This is a genomic window from Streptomyces sp. NPDC085596, from assembly GCF_044541565.1.
Lineage (GTDB): Bacteria > Actinomycetota > Actinomycetes > Streptomycetales > Streptomycetaceae > Streptomyces.
This window is the reverse complement of record NZ_JBITTC010000003.1, coordinates 457,580-474,994: the sequence shown is the minus strand read 5'-3', so window position 1 is coordinate 474,994 and position 17,415 is coordinate 457,580. Positions and strand designations below refer to the sequence as shown.

Here is a 17,415-nt window from a genome sequence, read left to right as displayed (position 1 = left end):
GAGGCGCCCCAGGTACCCGAGTACCCGGGGCGCCCCTTCCGCGCCGTGTTACGCGGCGCCCCTCGTCGTGCCCAGCCACGCGCGATAGCGGCGCAGCGCCCTGCGCTGCTTGCCGCGCTCGGCCAGGAGGGCGACCGCCGGGTGGGTGCCGGGCGTGGGGCGGCTGCCGCGGGCTATCCGGCGCATCTGGTGGCGGACCTGCGCCATGCTCGCCGCCGAGGCGAGCGCCTTGTCCGACCAGGTCACCGGCCGGAGCTGCCGCTCGGCCTCGCCACCGGAGCGCCAGCGCTCCGGCAGATCCGGGGTGACCGCGAGGGCGGTGCCCATCCCGATGACCGCCACGCCGCTGTCGAGGACGCGCTCGGCGGTCTCGCGCCGGGTGATGCCACCGGTCAGCATCAGCGGCAGCGGGCTGGACCCGACCAGGTCCTTCGCCAGGTCGAGGAAGTACGCCTCGCGGGCCTGAGTGCGCGCGTCGGCCGCCCGGCCGGACATCGCCGGGCTCTCGTAGCTGCCGCCGGACAGCTCGACCAGGTCGACCCCGAGCGGCGCGAGCATCTCGATCACCTGGCGCGCGTCGTTCGCGTCGAAGCCACCGCGCTGGAAGTCGGCGGAGTTGAGCTTGACCGCGACCGCGAAGGAGGGCGAGACGGCGACCCGTACGGCGCGGACCACGTCCAGCAGCATCCGGGCCCGGTTCTCCAGCGATCCGCCCCACTGGTCGGTGCGCTTGTTGACCAGGGGGGAGAGGAACTGCGAGAGCAGATAGCCGTGCGCCGCGTGCACCTCGACCCCGTCGAAGCCCGCCCGCTCCGCGCGCTGGGCGGTCACCGCGTACCGGGTGACCGTCTCCTCGATCTGCTGGGCGGTCATGGCGACCGGGCGGCCGAAGCGGCTGCTGTGCTTGCCCAGGTCGACGCCGACCGCGGAGGGGCCCCAGACGACGCCGGGCATGTCGGAGCCGATCTGGCGGCCGGGGTGGTTGATCTGCATCCAGATCGCCCCGCCTCCCGCCTTGCCGGCCTTCGCCCACTCGGCGAACGGCTCCAGCGGCGCGGCCTCGTCGAGGACGACACCGGCCGGACCGGTCAGCGCCTCGGCGTGGACCATGACGTTGCCCGTGATCAGCAGTCCGGCACCGCCCTCGGCCCAGCGCCGGTACAGGCCGGACAACTCGGCTCCGGGCAATTGGCCGTCTGCGGCCATGTTCTCCTCCATGGCCGCCTTGGCGATCCGGTTGCGCAGTACCTGCCCGGAGCGCAGGGACAACGGCGAGAACAGTTCGCTGGTCATCCTGCTTTCCCCTCTCGATCTCCATCGCTTACAATGTGTACAGCGTTCACATTAAGCCAGAAATGTAAGCGCCGTAAACTTCAAGGAGTGTGACCTATGCCGCAAGCGAGCAGCTCGTATCACCACGGCGATCTGCGCGCGGCCTGCCTGCGTGCCGCGCGGGAGTTGCTGGAGGAGGACGGCAGTGCCGGGCTGTCGCTGCGCGCGGTGGCGCGGCGGGCGGGCGTGTCGGCCACGGCCCCCTACCGCCACTACGCGGACCGCGACGCCCTGGTCTCCGCGGTCGCCGCCGAGGGGTATCGCGAACTCGCCGAATACCTGGGCGCCGCCCACCCCGAGCCCCGGACCCCGGACGAGCTCGCCTCGGTCGCCGTCGCGTACGTGCGGTTCGCGCTCGACCGGCCCGCGATGTTCCGGGTGATGTTCGCCGAGCCGTGCGATCCGAACAGCGAGGAGCGGGTCGCGGCGACCGCTGCCATCTCCGAGTACGTCCGCGGCATCGTGCACGCCGTCTTCCCCGGCGTCGACCCGGACGCGTTGTCCACCACGGTGTGGGCACTCGTCCACGGCCTGGCCTTCCTGCACCTGGACGGCAAGCTCGACTCCTCGACGCCGGAGGTGGTGGACGCCCAGGTCCGCGCGGCGGTGCAGGCGCTGTTCAGCGCGTCGGCGGCGCGGTAGGAGCTGCACTACGCCGGGCCATGTTGACAGTGCACACACTCGATGCCTAATGTGTGTGCTGTAAACATGCGGGCGGGAGAGCCCGCACTTCTCTGAGCGGAGCGTCATGAAGGCAGTGTCGATCAAGGAGCCCGGCGGTCCCGAGGTCCTGGAGTGGGTGGACGTCGAGGACCCGACGCCCGCCGCCGGTGAAGTCGTCGTCGACGTCGTCGCCAGCGCCCTCAACCGGGCGGACGTCATGCAGCGTTACGGTCTGTACCCCCTCCAGCCGGGCACCTCGCCGTACCCCGGTCTCGAGGTCTCGGGCCGTATCAGCGCCCTCGGTGAGGGCGTGACCGGCCGGCAGGTGGGCGACGAGGTGTGCGCGCTGCTCACGGGAGGCGGCTACGCGCAGAAGGTCGCCGTCCCGGAGGGGCAGCTGCTCCCTGTGCCCGAGGGCATCGGCCTGGTCGAGGCGGCCGGTCTGCCCGAAGCGGTGGCCACCGTCTGGTCCAACATCGTCATGACCGCCCACCTCGAGAAGGGCGAGACCCTCCTTGTGCACGGCGGCGCCGGCGGCGTCGGCACCTTCGCCATCCAGATCGCCAAGGCGCTGGGAGCCCGGGTCGTCACCACGGCAGGCGGCCCCGAGAAGGCCGCCCGCGCACGGGAGCTGGGCGCCGACGTCACGATCGACTACCGCACCGAGGACTTCGCCGAACACGGCCCCTACGACGTGATCCTGGACGTCGTCGGTGGCAGCTACCTCGAGCGCAACGTGCGCTCCCTCGCCCCCGACGGACGCCTGGTGCTCATCGGCCTCCAGGACGGCCTGGAGGCCAACCTCAACCTGGCGGAGCTGGTCTTCAAGCGCCTGTCCGTGCACGGCACGACCCTTCGCACGCGGTCGAAGGAGCAGAAGGCCGAGATCATCGCCCAGGTACAGGACGCGGTCTGGCCGATGATCGAGAGCGGCGCCGTACGCCTCGTGATCGACCAGCGCCTGCCCATGTCCGAGGCCGCCGAGGCACACCGGCTGATGGAGGTGGGCGGCCACGTCGGCAAGATCCTCCTGGTGAACGAGTAGCGCGAGGGAGCACCCCATGGACACCCACGTCGATCTCGGTGACCTGCCCGTCGACACGAGCGCCCCGGTGCTGGTCACCGGTGCCACGGGCTACGTCGCGGGCTGGATCGTGCAGGCCCTGCTCGACGCGGGGGTCACCGTGCACGCCGCCCTCGACTCCCCACCCGGCGTCGCGTGACGACGTCCTGCGCCGGATCGCCGCCACACGCCAAGTCAGGGCGAGGCGGGGTCTGTTCGGCAGGATTCCCGGAAGGTGCTGAGCCGGCGATCGGCGGGACCGGCCCAGGAGCGAGGGCCGGTCCCACGGCTCCTGCCAACGCCACGCCTCTTGTCCTGAGCAGGCCGGTCTGGTTTCGTACCGCGCGACGAGTACATGATCACGCGGACATGAGGAGAGCGAGCGGCGTGGAGCGGGGAACGGAGACCGGCACCAGGGATTCCCTGCCCGAGGGGCTCGGCCGGGCGATACGGGAGACCGCCGAGGCCATCGCCGCGCTCCTGGACGGCGCGACGGACACGACCGCTCCCGTACCCGGGCTGGAGTGGACCGTCGGTGAGACGGCCGCCCATCTGGCCCTGGCCAACGGGCTGATGGCCGAACTCGCGGCCGGACAGGAACGCCCCTACGGCGACGGCACACCGCAGAGCCTCGCGGCGGCCAACGCGCGGAGCCTCACGGAGTTCCCCGAGCGCGCGGCGGAACCGCTGGCCGCGATGATCGTGGAGCAGGCCGAAGCGTTCCTGGACGCGGTGGACCGAGCCGAGCCGGACCGGACGCTGCTGACCCCGCTGGGCCCCATGGGCAAGGACGTGCTCGCCTCGTACCTGCTGACCCACATGCTGGGCCACGGCTGGGACCTCGCACGCGGGGTGGGCCGTCCGCACATGATCGACCCGACGCGGGTGCGGTTGTGCCTGCCGTTCCTGAAGGCGGCGATGCCGCGCGTCGCCGTCGCGCCCTCCACGCTGACGGCCCGTTACACCCTGCGCGTCCGGGGCGGTGAGTCATTCGGCGTCACCTTCACCGACGGCACGGTCGAGGTGCTCCCCGGCCCGCCGGAGCGCGCGGACTGCACCGTCCTCACCGAGCCGGTGACCTTCCTCCTCATCGCGCTGGGACGCCTCGGCCCGTGGCAGGCCATGGCACGCGGAGGCGTGCTCGCCTGGGGCCGCAAACCCTGGCTCGCGCCCCGCTTCCCCACGCTGTTCAAAGCGCCCTGATTCAGGGGGTAATCGGCGGGTAGGCGTAGCCGGGAACGACGTACGCACTGAACGCAGGAGGCTTCCCATGAGCAAGTTCGGGGATCTGGCGAACAAGGCCAAGGACCTGGCCAAGGGCCACCCTGACCAGGCCGACAAGGGCGTGGAGAGCGTCGAACGACTGATCGACGAGCGTACGGGCAACAAGTACGACTCCCAGACCGACAAGGCCGCCGACGCCATCCGCCGTTCCTACGGGAGCGAGGGCACGGCCGGGAGCCACGGCGCGACCGGAGGCGACGGCACCCCCGAACGCTGACCGGCCTGCGAACGGTACGGGAACACCGAGGGCGGGAGACGCCGCGCGCGTCTCCCGCCCTTCGCTGTCCGTGCCCGCTGCTCACTCCTCCTCGCTGGCGATCGCGTTGAGCGCGGCGGCGGCCATGGCGCTGCCTCCGCGCCGGCCGCGGACGATCAGGTGCTCCAGTCCCGCCGGATGCCCGGCCAGGGCGTCCTTCGACTCGGCGGCGCCCACGAAGCCGACGGGGACACCGATGACGGCGGCGGGGCGGGGAGCGCCCTCCTCGATCATCTCCAGCAGCCGGAAGAGAGCGGTGGGCGCGTTGCCGACGGCGACGACCGCGCCTTCGAGCCGGTCGCGCCACAGCTCCACCGCGGCGGCGCTGCGCGTGGTGCCGAGCTTCGCGGCCAGCTCCGGAACGGCCGGGTCCGACAGGGTGCAGAGCACCTCGTTGTCGGCCGGCAGCCGCTTGCGTGTCACACCGCTGGCCACCATCCGCACATCGCACAGGATCGGCGCACCGGCGCGCAGGGCCTCGCGGGCGCGGGCCACCACCTGAGGCGTGTACGCCAAGTCCCGCACGAGGTCGGTCATTCCGCAGGCGTGGATCATGCGGACCGCGACCTGGCCGATGTCGTCCGGAAGACCCGTGAGGTCCGCTTCCGCGCGGATGGTGGCGAAGGACCGGCGGTAGATGGCCGCCCCGTCCTTCTCGTAGGCGTGGGGACTCACCGTGCTGCCCTTCTCGCTGCTCTTGTCCGGCTGGTGACTCAAGAGGTCGTCTCCGCCCGGCGTCCGGATGCGGTCGGAGGCAGCCACGGACATGGCGGTGAGCATACAAGTCCTAGGGCTGATGCCGGATCAGCGGGGCACCTTGTCGCTGATAGCGTGCAACTGCACATCACTCGCAATTATGTCGGAGGACGTTGACCATGGCGGTGTACACGCTCCCTGAGCTCCCGTACGACTATGCGGCGCTCGCCCCGGTGATCAGCCCCGAGATCATCGAGCTGCATCACGACAAGCACCACGCCGCGTACGTCAAGGGCGCGAACGACACTCTGGAGCAGCTGGCGGAGGCGCGGGACAAGGAGTCCTGGGGCTCGATCAACGGCCTGGAGAAGAACCTGGCCTTCCATCTGTCGGGCCACATCCTGCACTCGATCTACTGGCACAACATGACGGGCCAGGGCGGCGGCGAGCCGCTCGGCAAGGACGGCGTCGGTGAACTCGCGGACGCGATCACCGAGTCCTTCGGCTCGTTCCAGAACTTCAAGACCCAGCTCACCAAGGCGTCCGCGACGACGCAGGGTTCCGGCTGGGGCGTCCTCGCCTACGAGCCGCTCAGCGGCCGCCTGATCGTCGAGCAGATCTACGACCACCAGGGCAACGTCGGTCAGGGATCGACGCCGGTCCTGGTCTTCGACGCCTGGGAGCATGCCTTCTACCTGCAGTACAAGAACCAGAAGGTGGACTTCATCGAGGCCATGTGGCAGGTCGTCAACTGGCAGGACGTCGCCAAGCGGTACGCCGCCGCCAAGGAGCGCGGCGACGCCATGCTGCTGCCGCAGCACTGACGGCACAAGCCCTTCGACGGGCGTCCGAGGTGACTGACGCACCCCTTCCCGGGCATCCGGACTGTGTTCCGGAAGACCTCACTCATCCGAAGGGGAGCACATCGTGCTGGCCATCATCTCGGCGGTCCTGTTCTTCATCGCCTTCCTGATCAACGCGGCGGACATCTCCACCAACGACACCTTCAGCTCGACCAACGTCATGCTGATCGGGCTCGCACTGCTGGCGCTGCACGTCGCGGGCATAGGCGCCGGCTGGAAGACCCGCGGCCGCAGACGCTGAAGCCTCCGCGCCGAGCGGCCGACCGTCCGCTCGGCGCGGCCGGGAAGCGGCGGCGGGACCCACGCCTCGAACTCACATGCGTTCCTTACCCAACGGCGGCATGAGAGCCGCGACAGGGGTTATCGGGGAGGGCATGGTGCGTTTCGGGGCCGTGGGTCTCCTTCTGATCGGTGCCGCGGCCGCGGCGTCCGCCGCTGTTCTCGTGTCGCCGTGGTGGTGGTTCGCCGCGGGCGTCCTCGCCGCCGTGGGCCTGCTGGGCACCTACGACCTGCTCCAGCGCCGCCACACGGTGCTGCGGAACTACCCCGTGATCGGCCATGCCCGCTATCTCCTCGAAGCGATCCGCCCGGAGCTCCAGCAGTACTTCGTCGAGCGCAGCTTCGACGGCCGCCCCTACGACCGCGACACCCGCGACATCGTGTACGAGCGGGCGAAGGGCATCGACGCCGAGGAGCCCTTCGGCAGCGAACGCGACATGTACCAGCAGGGCTACGAGTTCCTGGTCCCGTCGATGGCCCCCGTCGACACCCCGGACACGCCGCCCAGGGTCAGGATCGGCGGCCCCGACTGCGCCCAGCCCTACGACATGGCACTGCTCAACGTCTCCGCCATGAGCTTCGGCTCCCTCTCCGCCAACGCGGTCCTCGCCCTCAACACCGGTGCCGCGCGCGGCGGTTTCGCCCAGGACACCGGCGAGGGCGGTCTTTCGGAGTACCACCTGCGCCCCGGCGGCGACCTCGTGTGGGAGATCGGCACGGGCTACTTCGGCTGCCGTACCAAGGACGGCGGCTTCGACGCCGAGCAGTTCGCCGAGAAGGCGGCCCACCCCTCGGTCAGGTGCGTCTCGCTCAAGCTGTCCCAGGGCGCCAAGCCCGGCATCGGCGGTGTCCTCCCCGGCAGCAAGGTCAACGCCGAGATAGCCGAGGTGCGCGGCGTCCCGCAGGGGGAGACGGTGATCTCACCGCCGTACCACCGGGAGTTCCACACCCCGCGCGAGCTGGTCGGCTTCCTGGCCAGGATGCGGGAACTGGCAGGTGGCAAGCCGGTCGAGTTCAAGCTCTGTCCCGGCTCGCGCACCCAGTTCCTCGCCGTATGCAAGGCGATGCTGGCCGAGGGCGTCACCCCCGACTTCATCGTGGTCGACGGTGCGGAGGGCGGTACGGGCGCCGCGCCGCTGGAGTTCGCCGACCACCTCGGGATGCCCCTCACGGAGGGGCTGATCACCGTCCACAACGCGCTGACCGGCGCCGGACTGCGCGACCATATCCGGGTCGGCGCGAGCGGCAAGGTCGCCACCGGCGCGGACCTCGTCAAGCGGCTGCTCATGGGCGCCGACTACACCAACGCCGCCCGCAGCATGATGTTCGCCGTCGGCTGCATCCAGGCCCAGCGCTGCCACACCAACCGCTGCCCCACCGGCGTCACCACCCAGGACCCGCGCCGCGCCCGGGCCCTCGACGTCCCCGACAAGTCCGACCGGGTCCGCCGCTACCAGGAGGCGACCGTCCGCAGCGCCCAGCAGATCATGGCCGCGATGGGTGTGACCGACCCGAAGGATCTGCGCCCGGAGATGCTGCGCCGCCGCGACACCCCCACCGGCGACTTCCGCTCCTACGCCGGGCTCTACGACTGGCTGGCCCCCGGCGAGCTGATCTGCCGGCCCCCGGCCGCCTGGGCGGCCGACTGGAAAGCCGCCGACCCCGACCGTTTCGCCGGCTGAACCGCAGGCACCCGTACCTGTACGGCGGCACACCGCCCGCCGTACGGACACCAGCGGGCCGTGAGGGCCCGCGGAGAGGACGATCCCCATGGCCCGCACCGTCGCCCGTCTTGTCGTCGACACGCTGGAGGAACTCGGCGTACGCCAGGTGTTCGGCGTCGTCGGCGACGCGCTCAACCCGTTCACCGACGCCATCCGCGCCTCCGAGGCCGTGTCCTGGGTGGGCTGCCGCCACGAGGAGGTGGCGGCGTTCGCGGCCGGTGCCCAGTCCCAGCTGACCGACACGCTCGGGGTCTGCATGGGCACGGTCGGTCCCGGCTCGGTCCACCTGCTGAACGGTCTCTACGACGCCGCGAAGAGCGGCACGCCGGTCCTGGCCATCGCGGGGCAGGTCCCGCAGGCGGAGATCGGCACCGACTGCTTCCAGGAGGTCGACAACGACCTTCTCTTCAAGGACGTCGCCGTCTTCCGCGCCACCGTCACCTCGCCCGCGCAGCTTCCCGCGCTGCTGGAGGTCGCGGTGCGCACCGCCGTCGGCCGACGCGGTGTCGCCGTGCTCACCGTGCCCGGCGACGTCGGCGACCAGGAGCTGCCCGACGACCGGCCCGTCCGGCTGTCGCTGACCGGCTCCGCCAACCGGCCCGACGACCCCGCGCTCGACGAGGCCGCCTCGGTGATCGACGACGGCGGCAAGGTCACGCTCCTCGTCGGCAGGGGAGCGCGCGGCTGCCGCGAGGAGGTCCTCGCCCTGGCCGAGCGGCTGGCCGCGCCGATCGTGCTCACCCTCAAGGCCAAGGAGGGCTTCGAGGGCGACAACCCCTACCAGGTCGGCCAGACCGGGCTCATCGGCAACCCGGCCGCCGCCCGTGCGATGGACCAGGCCGACACCCTGGTCCTGCTCGGCACCGACTTCCCCTACCGCGACTGGTATCCGGAGGGGAAGAAGGTGATCCAGATCGACCGGGTCGCCGAGCACATCGGGCGCCGGGTACCGGTGGACGTCGGACTCGCCGCGGACGTCGGCCCGACCCTGCGTGGTCTGCTGGAGCGCGTCCAGCCGCGTACGGACCGAGGTCATCTCGACTCGGCGCGCGAGAAGTTCAGCAAGTGGCAGGACGGCCAGCGCGACCTCGCCTCGCCCGGCCACGACCGGGGACTGCTCGGCAAGGTCCGCTCCAAGTTCGACAACCGCTCCCACCTCGTACGGCCCGAGGCCCTGGCCGCGGCCGTGGACGCCGTCGCGGACGAGGACGCCGTCTTCACCTCCGACACCGGCATGGCCACGGTGTGGCTCTCCCGGTTCGTGGAGATGCGCGGCGACCGCCGCCTGCTCGGCTCCTACAACCTCGGCTCGATGGCCAACGCCATGCCGCAGGCGATCGGCGCCCAACTGCTCGACCGGAACCGGCAGGTCGTCGCCTTCTGCGGCGACGGCGGCCTGTCCATGCTGCTGGGCGACCTGATGACCATCCGCACCGAGCGGCTGCCGGTCAAGCTCGTCGTCTTCGACAACCAGCGCCTCGGCATGGTCAAGCTGGAACAGGAGCAGGCCGGACTGCCGGAGTTCGGCACGGTCCTCGACAACCCCGACTTCGCGGCCGTCGCCCAGGCCCTCGGCATCACCGGCATCCGGGTCACCCGCGCCGAGGAGCTGTCCGACGCGGTGAAGCGCGCGTTCGCCGAACCGGGACCCGTCCTGCTGGACGTGCTCACCAACCCCGACGAGATCGCCGTACCCGGCAAGACGACCGTCCAGCAGGGCTGGGGGTTCGCCATCGCCAAGGTCCGGGAGAACCTGTCGAGTTCGAGCCGGTAGGCACTCCTCGCGCGGCGGCGCGCCCGGTGCGCACACCGGGCGCCGCTTCCGTCCTCCGATGCCCGTCCCGTCGCGAGCTGGTCACATTTGAGCCACTCTCCCTCGCACGGCGCACCGGCTGGGCAGACTTCACAGCACTCCTTGTCCGAACGGAGTACGAAGTCGACCCTGAGGAGCACGAGTTGGTGACCCGCCCGGGCAGCGCAGACAGCCGACGGCACTACGCGACCACCCCGCATCTCATCGAGATGCTGGACGCGATCTTCCAGGCGTTCCGGCGCCGCAGCCCCATGGCGCTGCCGGAATTCGTGCTGTACGCGGAGGGCGGTTCGCGCGAGGGCGACGAGGCCGCTCGCGGCAGCCTCGCCGAGCTGCGGCAGGAACTGCGGGCCCGTGGCGTGCCGTTCGCCTCGGTGCGGCAGTCCGCGCTCGTCGACCCCACCGACGGCGGCAGCCCCATGGTGCGCGCCCTGCGGGTCGTACAGGCGCTCGGCGGTAGACCGGCCGACTCCGGGAGCGAGCCGTACGTGGAGCCCCACGCCTGGCGTGGCAGCAGGCGCCAGTACGGCCAGTACATATTCCCGCGCAGCGAGTTGCTCCTGGCGATCGAGAGCGTGGTGCGGGAACTCGGCCCCGACGCCGAACCGGACGAGCTGCTGCACGGACTGAACCGGACCGGCTGGCGGCCCGGCGGCGTCCAGTGGACGGCCCGGCTGCGCGACGCCGCCACCGACGCCTCCAAGACGGTGCCCGCACTCCTCATCGCGGTCGTCGCGGTACTGATCACCGACAAACCCTGGTACGTCACGCTGCTGTTCCTCGCGGTGATGATGGCCGCGCTGCTGGCCCTGAGCATCCTGCCGGGCCGGGCGCCGGTGTTCCTCGGGCTGCGCCGCGAGGTCCGCTGGTTCCTCAGCACCACCTATCTCAACCAGGGACCACGCGCCGACCGCGGCGAGGGCCTGACCTGGCGCCTGCTGCGGCTGTGGCCGCCCGGCCCGGTGCGCCAGCGGGTCGCCGCCGTCGCACGGGACATCCAGGACGGTGCCCTCCTCGACGAGCACCGCGCCGGCAGCGGCGACGAGGACGCCCAGCGCCGCCACCTCCAGCTGCGCGTACACGCGCTGCGCGAGGACCTGCGCGACGCGCACCGCGCCTGGTCGCGGGACCTCCGCGGGCGCAAGCGCCCCACTCCGCCGGTGCTCGTCCTGCCGGACGCCACCGCGGACAACGGCCTGATCGAACTCCTGCGCGCCATCAGCGACATCCGCAGCATCCGCAGCGAACTCGACCCTCTGCTCGTCGTCGCCGCGGTGCGGCACGAGGACATCGGCCTGCTCGAGCGCAGTTACGCGGCCGAGCCCGCCGCGAACCACCTGGCCGGCCCCGGCGCCGGCCTGCCCGCCTGGTACGCGAACTGGAACCGGGCCCGCCGTGTCAGCCAGTCGCCCAGCCTGGAGGGCCGCACCCTGCCGTGGGTGCTGCGCGTGCCGCTGCCGGAGGGGCTGCTGCTCCACCCCGACCTCGGCGTCAGCACCGTGCGCCGCTCCCGGCTGTCCACCGGACGCCCCCGCTGGACCTGGCTGTGGTCGCTGCCCGCGCTGGCTCTCGTCCTCGCCGCGAGCGGGCTCGGCCTCGGCGTCCGCGACCAGCGGCTGCGCAGCGAGTACTGCTCCAGTGACCTCCGCGGCGCCAACCAGGACACCCGCCGCGTCGAGTCGCTGAGCGGCAAGGGCTCGGAGTGCGTGGGCGTGGCGACCGGCGGAGTCACCTTCCCCGTGGCCCGGCAGCTCCAGGAGCTGATCCACAAGGAGAACGAGGCGATCAACGGCAGCGATCACGTCACGCTGGTCTACGCGGGTCCACTGAGCGGACCGGACGCCGAGGGCAAGAACGGCCAACTGGTCAAGGGCATGGAGGAGTTGCGCGGCGCCTACATAGCCCAGCATGCCAACAACCGCTCCCAGCCGGTGAAGCTGCGCCTGCTGGTGGCCAACGGCGGCTCGGACATGGGAAGTCAGGTCGAAATGGCGAAGCGGATCGTGGAGGTGGCGCGCCGGGACCGTACGGTCGTGGGCGTGGTCGGTGTCGGCCGCGACATGACCGACACCAATCAGGTGCTGGAGAAACTGCGTGAGGCCGAACTCCCGGTCGTCTCGGGCACCAACTCCGGCACCTGGCTCCTGGACAAGCCCAACTTCTTCAACCTGGCCGCCACGGATCAGTGGCAGGTACGGCAACTCAAGCTGATCGCCCAGCAGTTGCGTGCTCCCGGCAGCCATGGCTACGGCACCGCGGGCCGCGCCGTGGTACTCGGCCGCAACCCCGAAACCCACGACCGCTACACCCGCGAGCAGATGGACCACGGCGGCCGGATGCTCACCGAGGTGGGCTACCGCGTGGACCGGCTGCCCCAGTACGGACTGAGTAACGGCCGCCCGGTCCTCGGCCGCCAGGTCAGCCAGATCTGCCAGGAGGGCGAGGTACCTCGGGTCGTCTACTTCGCGGGCCGCACCGAGGACATCAACGCCCTGATGGACGGCATCACCTCCGAGCCCGGCTGCAACGGCAAACGCATCGCCCTCCTCGCCGGGGACGACCTCTCGCAGGCGGGCTTCGACTCCGAACGCAGCAGCGTCGCCGCCAACGTCACCCTCTACCACCTGGTCCTCACCGCCCCCGGCACCAAGAACCAGGGCACCATCTTCGTCAACAACCTGCGCAAACTCGGTCCCGAGCAGGAGAAGATACTCGGCCTGAGCGCGGACACCCCGCAGACGGACAGCGTGTTCAACGACGGCCAGACCATGCTGATGCACGACGCCACCGAGGTGCTCTACCGGGCGGCGACGGGCGACGGCCGGCCACGCGGCCGCGCGGAGGCATGGTCCGGCCTCCTGCGCACCAACATCGACAACCTGGCCACCGGCCGCATCGACTTCACCGCCGCCACCCACGACAACGCCCATGACCAGGGCCTGGAACCGGGCACCCGCGACAACTACGCCATCTCACTGGTCCGCGTCGCCAACACGGGCGGCGCCCACTACGACCGCACGGTCCTCTGCTCCCGCCGCGCCGGCGACCGGCGCCCACTGACCGAGCGGGAGTGCGACGCGGACCGCCGGACCGCACCCTCCCCATAGTCGCGCCGCTGGGCGGACTGCCGTACGGCGTCAGGGGTGCTGCCGGGTCATGCCGGCGAGTGCTTCGCGCAGCCACGCCTCGGCCGCGCCCGGCGTCGGCTCCGGTGGGGCGCCGGGCGGGGTCGCCAGCTCCGAGACCAGGTCCCAGTAGTGGTCGAGGCGGGGCTCGTCGGCGAGGACAACGGTGAGTTGCCGCCGGAACGCCGCGTTGTCACGGGCGGCTCCGGCTTCCGCCCAGGCCGCGACGAAGCGGTCCAGGGCCGCACCGCCCGCCGGGGCACGCCGGGCCCGCAGCTCCGGGGCGGCGAGGTCGTACGCCTCCCGGAGCCCGGAGTAGAGGACGGCTGGGCGGAAGCCGTCGCCGAAGCGTCGGGGCGCGGGCGGGCGGTCCACGCGGCCCGGCGGGCATGGCGCCGTGACGATCGCCTGGAGCCGTCCGAAGGCCAGTACCTGTGCCGGGGTGGGGTCGTGGGGCGGTGCGGGTACCGCGGTGTCGACGATCCCGGCCAGCAGGGGTGCCGGCAGCCGGGCCGGGAAGAGCCACCGGCGCCAGAAACGTGCGAGGACATCGGTGTCGGGTGGGAGGCCCATGGCGCCGATGAGGTCCAGCCGCCGGGCACGCTCGTCGTGCGAGCAGTCCGTGAGGAGGTGGAGCGCCGCTTCCCGCCAGCGCAGCGCGGTGAGTTGGGGGCGCAGTTCCCGCAGGCGTCCCGCTACCAGTTCTTCCAGCGCGTCGTCCCGCTCCAGCGCCCGGCCCACGTCCGGTACCGGCAGGTCGAGGGTGCGCAGGGAGCGGATCAGCCGCAGTCGCCCCAGTGCCTCCGGGCCGTAGCGGCGGTGGCCTCCGGAACTGCGCCCGGCCTCGGGAAGCAGTCCCTGGTCGGAGTAGAAGCGGACGGTCTTCACGGTGACGCCCGCCCTCGCGGCGAGTTCCCCGATGCTCCAGGACACGTCGCCCGCTGTACCGCTCGACGAAGCACTGCCGGTCACGCCTTGAACCTCCTCCAGGGGGAGTTCCTACGGTAGCGGCGCGCGCGGCCGGTGACCGGGCCGCGCCGAACCAGCGGGAGGAGACGGGGATGACAGAACTGACAGGGGCCGAGGCCGCGTTCGTCCTGGTGCCGGAGGCGCACACGGGTGACTGGGTGTGGGAGCGGGTGGCGGCCGCGCTGCGGCGCTCGGGGGCGCGCGTCCACTGCGCGACACTCTCCGGCGGCAGTCCGGCAGCGGGAGAGGATGCCGACAGCCCCTCGAACTCGGCCGACCTGGAGACGCACATCGCCGAGGTGATCCGGCAGGTGGACGCCGCGGGGGAGTGCGTGGTGCTCGTCGGGCACGGTTACGGGCTGATTCCGGCGCTGGGCGCCGCCGACCGGCGCCGGGACCGGGTGGTACGGGTCGTCCACCTGGACGCGGCCGGGCTGCCCGAGGACGGTGACACCGCCCTCGACGTACTCCCCGCACTGCCGCGACCCGGGAGAGCCGAGACCGAGGTGCCGCCGCCGACGCGCGAGGAATGGCACCGGCTGGGCAGCACCGACGGGCTCGCCCCCGCCGCACTCGACCGCCTGGCCGCGCGGGCCCTGCCGCAGCCCGCCGCCACCCTCACCCAGCCGCTACGACTCTCCAAGGGGGCTGCCCGCATACCGAGGACCGGTGTCCTGTGCACGGCGGACGGCTCGACCATCGTCCGGCTGCGCTGGCTGGTCTCTCTGGGTGACCCGCGTCTGAGCCCGCTCACCGAGCCGGGCAACACCTTCCTCGAACTGCCCACCGGGCACTGGCCGATGCTGTCCGAGCCGGAACTTCTGGCCCAGGCCCTGCGGTGGGCGGCGGCCGGCGAGGGGGAGAGCCTCGCGGCGTCCCCGGACCAAGTACCGGGCCACCTAAGGCCGTTCGTACTGGAGGTGCCGGACCGGCCGCGCGAGCGAATGGAGCACATCGACCTGTATCCGCCGGACGACCAAGTGGCTTGCCCCGCAGTGGTGTTCGTGCACGGCGGCCCGCTGCCGGCCGGTATCCGGCCGACGCCGCGAGACTGGCCGTTCTTCACCGCGTACGCCCGGCACGCCGCACAACTGGGCACCGTGGGAGTCACGCTGGACCACCGGCTGCACGCACCGGGCGACCTCGCACGCGCTGCCGAGGACGTGTCCGCGGCCGTCGAACTCGTCCGGGCGCATCCCCGGGTCGACGGTGACCGGGTGGCCCTCTGGTTCTTCTCCGGCGGCGGCCCGCTGGCAGCGCCCTGGCTGTCCGCGCCGCCGCCGTGGCTGCGGTGCCTGGCGGTCAACTACCCGATGCTGGAACCGCTTCCGGGTCACGGCACGGACGGCGACCGGTTCCGTCCGGCGGCCGCGGTGCGAGGTGCCGGCGATCTGCCGGTCATCCTCACGCGCGCCGGACTGGAGGACCCGGCCCTCGACGCGACGGTGGAACGCTTCCTGGACGCCGCTGCTGAGTGCGGGGCGTCGGTGGAGGTGGTCGCCGCTCCGCATTGCCATCACGGCTTCGAGACGCTGGACCACACGACCGAGGCGCGTGCGGCCGTACGGGAGGCCATGCGTCGGGTGCTCGGCCACCTCGGAGCCTGATCCCGTCCTCCACGGACACCGGCCACGGACACCAGCGCGGTCGGAAGCGTTTGGTTTCTGGTTGCCCCGCCACCCCGGACTGGTATCTCACCAGCGTCCAGGCGGGATTCGAACCCTGGGAGAACGGAGCGGGGTTGGCGGTCACGGGGTTCTCGGTGGGCGTCAACTGACCCACGTCCAAAGGCCGCGCCGGGTGGCCGTGACCGCCCCGGCGCGGCGCGGTCCGTCAGGCGTGGTCCGTCAGGCGGCCGGGAGCCATTCCGGGCGTTGGGAGCCGCGGGGGACGAGGATCTGGCGGTAGGCGCCGGGGGTGTCCGACATCCGTACCTGGTCGGTGATGCCCTGGTAGTGGCCGAGGGGGGTCTCGGCGCTGAAGAGGTCGGGGTCCGGGTAGGCGTGCAGCTCGCCGGTGCCCGCGACCTGCTTCGCGTAGTCCTGGTCGAAGATGCCCATGGAGAGGATCCACAGGGCCACGCGGGACAGCGAGACATGGACGCGGTAGCTGCCGCCGTCCACGGCACGACGTCGCAGCGCCTCGGCGATACCGGCGGTCATGAACCAGGAGACCAGGTAGTCGTTGACCACGGTGATGGGAGGCAGCGCGGGCTTGTCGCCGTCGCCCTCCAGATGCAGCAGGCCGGTGAGCGCGCCCGCCGTCTGGTCGAAGCCGAGGTAGTCCTTCCACGGCCCGGTACGCCCGTTCAGCGACACCGTCGCGTAGATCAGTCCGGGGCGGCGGGCGATGGCCTCCTCCTCGGACAGACCGATGCGGTCCAGGAAGCCGGGGCGCCGGTTGGCGTAGAAGACGTCGGCCTCGGACTGGAGCCGGTGGATGAGGGCGAGGCCCTCCTCGGTGTACGGACTCACCGTGGCGGAACGCACGCCGACACCCGTCGAGTTGTACGTGACGTCGTGCTCCAGCTCGGTGGGCCGCCACAGGTTGAGTACGTCCGCGCCGTGCAGGGCCATGGCGCGGCCGGCGCCGGCACCGGCGATGATGTGGCCCATGCCGAGCGCGCGCACCCCGTCGAACGGGGCGACGGGATCGGCGGGCAGCGGCTCGGGATCGCTGTCGCCGATGCGGGTGATCTCCACCAGCGGCAGCGTGGACAGCACCTGCCGGTACTGCTCCTCGTCCAGGATCTCCTGGGGCGTGCGCACCATCGGCATGACGCACCCCGCCTCGGCACCGGCCCGCTCCAGGTCCCGCGCGTCCCACTTCGAGATCGCGGTCTCGACGTGCTCGGGCACGTCACCGACGCCCAGCAGGCGCTGCGCGGCGACCTTGATGTTGGGGTAGATGTTGAACGGCATCATCCAACGGCCGTCCGCACTGCGGTAGAAGTTGTTGACGAAGGCCATGTTGATCAGCGACGGGGTCCCGCCGGGATAGCCGTTGAGAAGCTCCCACTTCCTCTCGTAGAAGGGGCACAGGCGGTGCGGACCCTTGCGCAGGTCCATGTGGATGTCCTGGCCGCGGCCGGTGCGGTCCTTCCACAGGGCGGCGATGGCGGCCGACTTGGCGACCAGCGCGATCCCGGAGGCCGCGCCGAGGCGCAGGGTGCTGGGTACGACAGGGTCGGCACCCTCGAAGGTGATGTCGCCGCCGGTGTCGCCCGGCGTCAGGCCGATGCCCGCGAGTACCTGCTCGGTCTCGGCGTGGACGTCGAACGCGTCGTCGGTGGCCGGGGCGACGATGGCCTTCTTGATCTTCTCGGTGAGGTCCATGTCTCTTCGCCTC

The 17,415-nt window shown here is 71.6% G+C and carries 15 protein-coding genes and 1 pseudogene; 12 read left to right on the top strand and 4 right to left on the bottom strand.

What is annotated here, in order from left to right; all coding sequences use genetic code 11:
• Nucleotides 1-48: 48 nt before the first annotated feature.
• Nucleotides 49-1,293, bottom strand: a complete 1,245-nt coding sequence (locus ACIGA3_RS12175; protein WP_399713550.1) for an NADH:flavin oxidoreductase/NADH oxidase family protein — start codon at nt 1,291-1,293, stop codon at nt 49-51.
• Nucleotides 1,294-1,389: 96 nt separating this feature from the next.
• On the opposite strand from ACIGA3_RS12175, the gene ACIGA3_RS12170 reads away from it, so the two are divergent.
• From ACIGA3_RS12170 to ACIGA3_RS12150, 5 genes are all read left to right on the top strand, one after another.
• A complete protein-coding gene (locus tag ACIGA3_RS12170; protein ID WP_399713547.1) occupies nt 1,390-1,974 on the top strand; it encodes a TetR/AcrR family transcriptional regulator in 585 nt (194 codons plus the stop codon).
• Nucleotides 1,975-2,080: 106 nt separating this feature from the next.
• Nucleotides 2,081-3,040, top strand: coding sequence for an NAD(P)H-quinone oxidoreductase (locus tag ACIGA3_RS12165; RefSeq protein ID WP_399713545.1), 960 nt, complete (start codon nt 2,081-2,083; stop codon nt 3,038-3,040).
• Nucleotides 3,041-3,056: 16 nt separating this feature from the next.
• Nucleotides 3,057-3,218: a hypothetical protein gene (locus tag ACIGA3_RS12160; RefSeq protein ID WP_399713543.1), complete on the top strand. Its 162-nt coding sequence runs from the start codon at nt 3,057-3,059 to the stop codon at nt 3,216-3,218.
• Between the two features lie 227 nt (nt 3,219-3,445).
• Complete coding sequence (locus ACIGA3_RS12155; RefSeq protein ID WP_399713540.1) at nt 3,446-4,261, top strand: maleylpyruvate isomerase family mycothiol-dependent enzyme; 816 nt, start codon at nt 3,446-3,448, stop codon at nt 4,259-4,261.
• A 67-nt stretch (nt 4,262-4,328) separates the two neighbouring features.
• Entirely contained in the window at nt 4,329-4,559 is a 231-nt protein-coding gene (locus ACIGA3_RS12150; protein WP_399713539.1) for an antitoxin, read from the top strand.
• A gap of 81 nt (nt 4,560-4,640) precedes the next feature.
• On the opposite strand, the gene ACIGA3_RS12145 is transcribed toward ACIGA3_RS12150, so the two are convergent.
• Nucleotides 4,641-5,366: a precorrin-8X methylmutase gene (locus ACIGA3_RS12145; RefSeq protein ID WP_399713536.1), complete on the bottom strand. Its 726-nt coding sequence runs from the start codon at nt 5,364-5,366 to the stop codon at nt 4,641-4,643.
• 107 nt (nt 5,367-5,473) lie between these two features.
• Between ACIGA3_RS12145 and ACIGA3_RS12140 the strand changes: the two genes are divergently transcribed.
• From ACIGA3_RS12140 to ACIGA3_RS12120, 5 genes are all read left to right on the top strand, one after another.
• Nucleotides 5,474-6,118 (top strand): superoxide dismutase, encoded by a 645-nt coding sequence (locus ACIGA3_RS12140; RefSeq protein WP_399713534.1) that lies wholly within the window; start codon nt 5,474-5,476, stop codon nt 6,116-6,118.
• A 103-nt stretch (nt 6,119-6,221) separates the two neighbouring features.
• Entirely contained in the window at nt 6,222-6,398 is a 177-nt protein-coding gene (locus ACIGA3_RS12135) for a hypothetical protein (RefSeq protein ID WP_399713531.1), read from the top strand.
• A 133-nt stretch (nt 6,399-6,531) separates the two neighbouring features.
• On the top strand, nt 6,532-8,118 hold the full coding sequence (locus ACIGA3_RS12130) for an FMN-binding glutamate synthase family protein (protein WP_399713528.1): 1,587 nt from the start codon (nt 6,532-6,534) through the stop codon (nt 8,116-8,118).
• Between the two features lie 88 nt (nt 8,119-8,206).
• On the top strand, nt 8,207-9,934 hold the full coding sequence (locus ACIGA3_RS12125; RefSeq protein ID WP_399713526.1) for a thiamine pyrophosphate-dependent enzyme: 1,728 nt from the start codon (nt 8,207-8,209) through the stop codon (nt 9,932-9,934).
• Between the two features lie 182 nt (nt 9,935-10,116).
• Nucleotides 10,117-13,080, top strand: coding sequence for an ABC transporter substrate-binding protein (locus ACIGA3_RS12120; RefSeq protein ID WP_399713524.1), 2,964 nt, complete (start codon nt 10,117-10,119; stop codon nt 13,078-13,080).
• A gap of 30 nt (nt 13,081-13,110) precedes the next feature.
• Here the strand turns inward: ACIGA3_RS12120 and ACIGA3_RS12115 are convergent, their stop codons facing one another.
• On the bottom strand, nt 13,111-14,070 hold the full coding sequence (locus ACIGA3_RS12115; protein ID WP_399713523.1) for a MerR family transcriptional regulator: 960 nt from the start codon (nt 14,068-14,070) through the stop codon (nt 13,111-13,113).
• A gap of 89 nt (nt 14,071-14,159) precedes the next feature.
• Between ACIGA3_RS12115 and ACIGA3_RS12110 the strand changes: the two genes are divergently transcribed.
• Nucleotides 14,160-15,674 carry a dienelactone hydrolase family protein gene (locus tag ACIGA3_RS12110; protein ID WP_399713520.1) on the top strand — a complete coding sequence of 505 codons (1,515 nt, stop codon included), beginning with the start codon at nt 14,160-14,162 and terminating at the stop codon, nt 15,672-15,674.
• Between the two features lie 68 nt (nt 15,675-15,742).
• Nucleotides 15,743-15,844, top strand: a pseudogene (locus ACIGA3_RS12105) (glycoside hydrolase); the annotation flags it as partial.
• A 70-nt stretch (nt 15,845-15,914) separates the two neighbouring features.
• On the opposite strand, the gene ACIGA3_RS12100 reads toward ACIGA3_RS12105, so the two are convergent.
• Entirely contained in the window at nt 15,915-17,402 is a 1,488-nt protein-coding gene (locus ACIGA3_RS12100) for a CoA transferase (RefSeq protein ID WP_399713518.1), read from the bottom strand.
• Between the last annotated feature and the right edge of the window lie 13 nt (nt 17,403-17,415).

Coding starts and splice junctions, on each gene's coding strand:
- ACIGA3_RS12125 (WP_399713526.1), top strand. CDS start 8,207: ATGGCCCGCACCGTCGCCCGTCTTGTCGTCGACACGCTGGAGGAACTC.
- ACIGA3_RS12150 (WP_399713539.1), top strand. CDS start 4,329: ATGAGCAAGTTCGGGGATCTGGCGAACAAGGCCAAGGACCTGGCCAAG.
- ACIGA3_RS12100 (WP_399713518.1), bottom strand. CDS start 17,402: ATGGACCTCACCGAGAAGATCAAGAAGGCCATCGTCGCCCCGGCCACC.
- ACIGA3_RS12160 (WP_399713543.1), top strand. CDS start 3,057: ATGGACACCCACGTCGATCTCGGTGACCTGCCCGTCGACACGAGCGCC.
- ACIGA3_RS12145 (WP_399713536.1), bottom strand. CDS start 5,366: ATGTCCGTGGCTGCCTCCGACCGCATCCGGACGCCGGGCGGAGACGAC.
- ACIGA3_RS12140 (WP_399713534.1), top strand. CDS start 5,474: ATGGCGGTGTACACGCTCCCTGAGCTCCCGTACGACTATGCGGCGCTC.
- ACIGA3_RS12165 (WP_399713545.1), top strand. CDS start 2,081: ATGAAGGCAGTGTCGATCAAGGAGCCCGGCGGTCCCGAGGTCCTGGAG.
- ACIGA3_RS12170 (WP_399713547.1), top strand. CDS start 1,390: ATGCCGCAAGCGAGCAGCTCGTATCACCACGGCGATCTGCGCGCGGCC.
- ACIGA3_RS12110 (WP_399713520.1), top strand. CDS start 14,160: ATGACAGAACTGACAGGGGCCGAGGCCGCGTTCGTCCTGGTGCCGGAG.
- ACIGA3_RS12130 (WP_399713528.1), top strand. CDS start 6,532: ATGGTGCGTTTCGGGGCCGTGGGTCTCCTTCTGATCGGTGCCGCGGCC.
- ACIGA3_RS12175 (WP_399713550.1), bottom strand. CDS start 1,293: ATGACCAGCGAACTGTTCTCGCCGTTGTCCCTGCGCTCCGGGCAGGTA.